Origin of the sequence: Kocuria sp. SM24M-10 (assembly GCF_001027955.1) — a bacterium.
Classification (GTDB): domain Bacteria; phylum Actinomycetota; class Actinomycetes; order Actinomycetales; family Micrococcaceae; genus Kocuria; species Kocuria oceani.
The window spans coordinates 1-5,169 of record NZ_LDNX01000154.1 but is presented as its reverse complement, the minus strand read 5'-3'; the positions used below and the strand labels follow the sequence as shown (position 1 = coordinate 5,169).

Here is a 5,169-nt window from a genome sequence, read left to right as displayed (position 1 = left end):
GGCTGTTGCCGTCGGTCGAGCCGCCGCGTTCGTGGGGCTCGTAGCCCAGGTGATCGGTGATCTCGCCTTCCAGGGCAGACTCCAGCACCAGCTTCGTCAGCTGGCCCAGCAGCCCGTTTTCCCCGGCCAGATCCAGGCCCTGCTCCCGGGCTCCGGCGACCAGTTGCGCCACCAGCGTCCGGTCCACCGCCGGCGTCTTGCCGAGCCGCTGCTCGGCGTCTTGCCCTTGTTCCCCAAAAGCGGTCACGGGCTCCTGGACCTCCACGTCCTGCGACGTGGCCCTTCACAGATGAGCATGGGTAGGGGTCTTGCGCCACGGCCGGTGTCCGCCGGCGGCGAGCAGGGCGCGTAGGCGGTAGTTGTCGAAGTTCCGGAAGCCGCGGGCGACCCGGCGCATCGTCTCGATCACCCCGTTCACGGCCTCGGTGGGCCCGTTGGAGGCCCCGGCGGTGTCGAAGTAGGCCAGGATCGCGGCCTTCCACCGGCGTAAGGTCCGTCCGAGCCGGGCGATCTCCGGAATGGGACAGGACGGGAAGGCACCGAGAATCTCGGCGACGAGCCGGCGCCCGTGCTCGGGGCGGGCGTGGTAGACGGCGCGCAGCTTCTGGTAGCAGTGCCAGGCCAGGGTCACCTCATGGTGCGGGTCCCCAGCCACCAGCTTCGCGTTGAGCCGGGTGATCTGCTTGGCGGTGAGGTGCTCGGCGCCGATCTGCAAGGTACGGCGGATCCCGTAGAGCGGGTCCCCGGCCCGGCCTCGGTGGCCGAGGGTGTCCTGCTGCACGCGGCGACGCACCTCGTCCACGACCTGCCCACCGAGCTTCACCACGTGGAAGGCGTCCAGGACGGTGATCGCCTCAGGGAGTTCGTCGCGGATGGCGTTGGCGTAGCCGTGGAACGGGTCCAGCGTCGCCGTGCGGATCCCGCTCGTGAACCCCGGACCCTGGGTAGCAAGCCAGTCGCCGTAGGCCGCCCCCGTGCGCCCGGGCACCAGATCCAGCAACCTCGCCCGGGGCCGGCCGTCCTCACCGCGGGAGTGATCCACGATCCCGGTGACCAGCCCGGTGCCGGGCGGACCCACATGGCGCCAGACGTGCTCGTCGACGCCCAAGGCGTTGACCCCGGCCAGCCGGTCCTCGGCTGTCAGCTGGGTCTTGATGACGGGGACGATCGCGTGCCAGACGGTGTTCCAGGCGACCCCGAGCATCTCGGCCAGGGCCGAGACCGCGATGTCGTGGCAGCGCAGCTACGTCACCGCCCAAGCAATCGCGCGGGTGGTGAGCTTGGCCCGCGGTGCCGCCAGCTCGTGGACCTCACTGAAGGTCGTCACCTCGCACGCCGTCTCATGGCAGCGGTAGCGGCGTTTGCGCCAGACCACCCGCACGGGCACCCCGGCGCAAGGCAGGTCGTGCAGCAGCACCGCCACCCGGCCATGGCCGACGGCGAGCACCCCGCAAGCCGGACAGCCCACCAGTGACGGCACGGTCTCGACCACCAGGGTGAACGAGGAGCGGTGCCGCTCGATCGTGAGCACGTGGACATCGGGCAGGTCGAAGAGCGCGCACGCCGGCGCGCAACTAGCATGGGACACGTCGAGGCCTTCGAGGACGGTTGGATTCAGCACCCCCATCCTGGAGGCCTCGGCCTCTCCCCAACCCCCGTGACACGCACCCGGCGCTACCGCTCACCCACACTCATTTGGGAAGAGCCGGTTTCGGCCACGAACAGGATTCCTTCTAGAACCGCCCGGTCATCCACATGCGGCAGCCCCGTCAGCCCGTTCTTCGCCAGCGGAGGAGGCGGGATTAACGGTTCCAGCAACTCCCACAGCTGGTCGCTGACCAGGCGCACAGGCCTCTCCTGCCTCGTCATGGCGACCGTGATCACTACCAGCGCAGGGGCCTCGCTACCCCCGAATCGGCACTAATGAAACCAGGTCTTAGCCGGGGGCGTCCTGTGGTGGAAGCCCCGCCACCAGCGGGTGGTCGTACGGCTGGGGTCCCACTTTGGCTGCACCTCCTGGGGCTCGGAGCCGCTGAAAGAACTGTGCGTTCACCGTAGAGTAGTCCTGCCACTCGTCGGGGAGATCGTCTTTGTAGTAGATCGCTTCGACGGGACAGACTGATTCGCAGGCCCCGCAATCAATGCATTCGTAGGGGTTGATGTAGAGCATCCGCTTACCCTCGTAGATGCAGTCCACGGGGCATTCATCGATGCAGGTCTTGTCCTTCTCGTCGACGCACGGTAGAGCGATGACAAATGTCATGTGGGGAGACCCTTCTAAAAGGCAACGCCGTTTCGGCTGACCACTCAGTCGTCGACGTCCTGGGGGGGAAGCGCCGCCACCAACGGGTGATCGTATGGTTGAGGCCCGGTTTTCGCAGCTCCTCCTGGGGAGCCGAGATCGCTGAAGAACTCAACATTTGCGGAGTAGTAGTCCTGCCATTCATCTGGTACGTCGTCTTCGTAGTAGATAGCTTCAACAGGGCAGACCGGTTCGCAAGCTCCGCAGTCCACGCACTCATCAGGCTGGATATAGAGCATCCGCTCGCCCTCGTAGATACAGTCCACGGGACATTCTTCGATGCAGGCCCTGTCTTTGACATCGACGCAGGGTAAGGCAATCACGTATGTCATGCGGGCCAACCTTCCAGTAGCGGTCTGCGGTGATGCTCAACGTAGACTGTCAAGTCAACTTGAGGTCAACTTGTTCTTGGAGGTCCCGTGTCTGCACCGCTTGATCCTGATGAACTGCTGGCCATTGGCGACATGAGCCGACGCACGGGCGTGGCGGTCTCTGCTCTGCGCTACTACGAGGACTTGGGTCTCATTGCGTCAGTGCGGACTCCCGGCAATCAGCGCCGTTACCCACGCCACATGCTCCGGCGCGTTTCCCTCATCTCTGTGGCCAAGCGGCTTCGCATTCCGCTGACTGACGTCGGGGAAGCGTTTGAGTCTGTTCCTTTGGACCGCACGCCGAGCCATGAAGACTGGCAGCGCGCCTCGCGTCGCTGGAAACGAGAGCTCGAGGAGCGACGCCGAAGCCTGGAGCGTCTGGAGCATGAGTTGACCGGCTGCATCGGCTGTGGGTGTCTCTCCATGAAGGCTTGCGCGCTCCTTAATCCGGGCGACGCCCTGGGCGCCACGGGCGCAGGTGCACGAAGGCTAGAGCAACTGGACGAAGAGTAAGCCGTGACAGATCAGGACTGAAGTCAACGTCTGCTTCTGGCGTGCAACTTAGCCATCACACCCTCGACGGTGAAACCGGCGGTGTCCACCTCCCCGAGACGATCTGAGACGACCAAACCTTCGGGGTGATATTCAGCCAGCTTGACCTCAAGTTAACTTGATATTTTAGCGTGGACGTCAGTCGCCGAGTTCATGATCACCGCAGTACTCCGACGGCGGTCCATCCCCGTTGCTGATGCTGGACATGTGGGAGCACCCCTTCTACCTGAACTGCCAGAACGCCGAGCCCGACAACGTGAATGCCTTCGGAACATCGTCAACGGGGCTAGGGCGGAGACCCATTTTCCAGGGCGTAGCGGTCCAGACCCTCGAATTTTGAATCCGCCGACTGACTCTGACGCCTAAACAGGTCAGCCGGTCGTCGCCATCTGAGATGACGGCCAGCGGCCTATGAATGGAGACTTTTGTGAGCTCATCACGCCCCGTGAACATCGCTGTTGTTGGCGCCGGACCGGCCGGTGTCTTCACTGCCGACATCATCACCAAACAGTTTTCCCAGATCGAGTTCCCCGTTCGCGTCGATCTGTTTGAACGTCTTCCGGCGCCATTCGGGCTGGTGCGCTACGGCGTGGCCCCCGACCATCCGCGCATCAAGGCGATCATCGACTCGCTGCACAATGTGCTCGACCGCGGTGACATCCGCCTGGTCGCCGGAGTCGAAGTCGGCACTGATATCAGTGTTGAGAACCTCCAGGACGTCTATGACGCCGTCGTGCTGACCACCGGAGCCAACGCAGACGCCCCACTGCCCATCCCAGGAATTGAGCTTCCAGGAAGCGTCGGCGCCTCGAAATTCGTCTCCTGGTACGACGCACACCCGGATGCCCCCCAGCACTGGACCCTGGACGCTGAGCAGGTGGCCGTCATCGGCGCCGGCAATGTCGCTTTGGACATCACGCGCATGCTCGCCAAACACGCCGAGGACCTCTGGGCGACGGATATCCCGAATCACGTCTACGGGATCCTGCGTGACAGCAAGATCGCTGACGTGCATGTCTTCGCGCGTCGTGGGCCCGCAGAGGCCCAGTTCTCACCCACTGAACTGCGTGAACTGCACGAAGTCCGAGACGTAGACATCATTGTCGACCCTCACGACATGGTCTTCGACCGATCATCCGAAGAGCTCATGAAAAGTTCCAAGCAGCGACGTCTCGTGGCCGAAACCTTAGTGGAATGGTCCAAGCGCGACCCCTCAACGTTCACGGCCTCCCGCCGCATCCACCTGCACTTCATGCAAGCCCCAGTGCGGTTGGAAGGCACCACCCGCGTAGACGGAAAGTGTCAAGGCGGGTGAGACAGATTCCGTCAGGCGGTCTGTATGAGGGCCTCCTGTGAGGGCTGGTTGATCCAGGCGGCCTCGGGCAGCTTGGGCGCCTGGGGTCGGCGGTGGCCGAAGCGCTCGGGACGGGCGGCGTAGGCCGCGTCCAGGGTGGCCTGGCGCTGGGCGCGGACCTGCCCGGCGGTGCCGAAGTGGACGCTGGCGGGGGTGTGCAGCCCGATCCCGCAGTGGCGGTGCTCGTGGTTGTAGTAGGCGAAGAACTGCTCGGCGAACGCGCCGGCGTCGGCCAGGGACCCGAAGCGCTCGGGGAAGACCGGGGCGTACTTCAGCGTCTTGAACGCCGCCTCGCTGTAAGGGTTGTCGTTCGACACGTGCGGGCGGGAGTGCGACCTGGCCACCCCGAGGTCGACGAGCAGCTGAGCGACCGGTTTGGAGGTCATCGAGGTCCCGCGGTCGGCGTGGATCGCCTCCGGCACGCCATGGATGCCCATGGCGTGCTCGAGCAGGTTCTTGGCGATCTCGGCGTCCTCGCGGGCCGCGATGGTCCAGCCCACGACGAACCTGGAGAAGATGTCGAGCACGACGTACAGGTCGTAGTACACGCCCCGCTCCGGCCCCAGGCGCCCAAGCTGCCCGAGGCCGCC

9 protein-coding genes and 1 pseudogene are annotated in these 5,169 nt (G+C 64.8%); 3 read left to right on the top strand and 7 right to left on the bottom strand.

Going from position 1 to position 5,169, the window contains the following annotated elements; genetic code table 11:
* The 6 genes and pseudogenes from ABL57_RS18525 to fdxA (ABL57_RS21500) all read right to left on the bottom strand — a co-directional run.
* Positions 1 to 247 (bottom strand): annotated as a pseudogene (locus ABL57_RS18525) (IS256 family transposase); the annotation flags it as partial.
* Positions 248 to 283: 36 nt separating this feature from the next.
* The gene (locus ABL57_RS18520; RefSeq protein ID WP_371212494.1) at positions 284 to 1,228 is read right to left on the bottom strand and encodes an ISL3 family transposase; all 945 of its coding nucleotides are present in this window, start codon (positions 1,226 to 1,228) and stop codon (positions 284 to 286) included.
* Between the two features lie 15 nt (positions 1,229 to 1,243).
* A complete protein-coding gene (locus ABL57_RS23610) occupies positions 1,244 to 1,621 on the bottom strand; it encodes a transposase family protein (protein ID WP_371212493.1) in 378 nt (125 codons plus the stop codon).
* Between the two features lie 53 nt (positions 1,622 to 1,674).
* Complete coding sequence (locus ABL57_RS21505; protein WP_160310818.1) at positions 1,675 to 1,848, bottom strand: transposase; 174 nt, start codon at positions 1,846 to 1,848, stop codon at positions 1,675 to 1,677.
* An 88-nt stretch (positions 1,849 to 1,936) separates the two neighbouring features.
* Positions 1,937 to 2,263 (bottom strand): ferredoxin, encoded by a 327-nt coding sequence (gene fdxA / locus ABL57_RS18510; protein ID WP_047804959.1) that lies wholly within the window; start codon positions 2,261 to 2,263, stop codon positions 1,937 to 1,939.
* Positions 2,264 to 2,307: 44 nt separating this feature from the next.
* A complete protein-coding gene (fdxA, locus tag ABL57_RS21500) occupies positions 2,308 to 2,634 on the bottom strand; it encodes a ferredoxin (RefSeq protein WP_082157575.1) in 327 nt (108 codons plus the stop codon).
* Positions 2,635 to 2,721: 87 nt separating this feature from the next.
* On the opposite strand from fdxA (ABL57_RS21500), the gene soxR reads away from it, so the two are divergent.
* The 3 genes from soxR (at position 2,722) to ABL57_RS18505 (ending at position 4,540) form a co-directional block, all read left to right on the top strand.
* Positions 2,722 to 3,186 (top strand): redox-sensitive transcriptional activator SoxR, encoded by a 465-nt coding sequence (gene soxR / locus ABL57_RS21495; RefSeq protein ID WP_256363825.1) that lies wholly within the window; start codon positions 2,722 to 2,724, stop codon positions 3,184 to 3,186.
* 229 nt (positions 3,187 to 3,415) lie between these two features.
* A complete protein-coding gene (locus tag ABL57_RS21490; protein WP_082157573.1) occupies positions 3,416 to 3,565 on the top strand; it encodes a Fe-Mn family superoxide dismutase in 150 nt (49 codons plus the stop codon).
* A 105-nt stretch (positions 3,566 to 3,670) separates the two neighbouring features.
* Positions 3,671 to 4,540: an FAD-dependent oxidoreductase gene (locus tag ABL57_RS18505; RefSeq protein WP_053005162.1), complete on the top strand. Its 870-nt coding sequence runs from the start codon at positions 3,671 to 3,673 to the stop codon at positions 4,538 to 4,540.
* Positions 4,541 to 4,551: 11 nt separating this feature from the next.
* On the opposite strand, the gene ABL57_RS18500 is transcribed toward ABL57_RS18505, so the two are convergent.
* On the bottom strand, positions 4,552 to 5,169 hold a 618-nt coding region (locus ABL57_RS18500), incomplete at its 5' end, for a DDE-type integrase/transposase/recombinase (protein ID WP_047804960.1).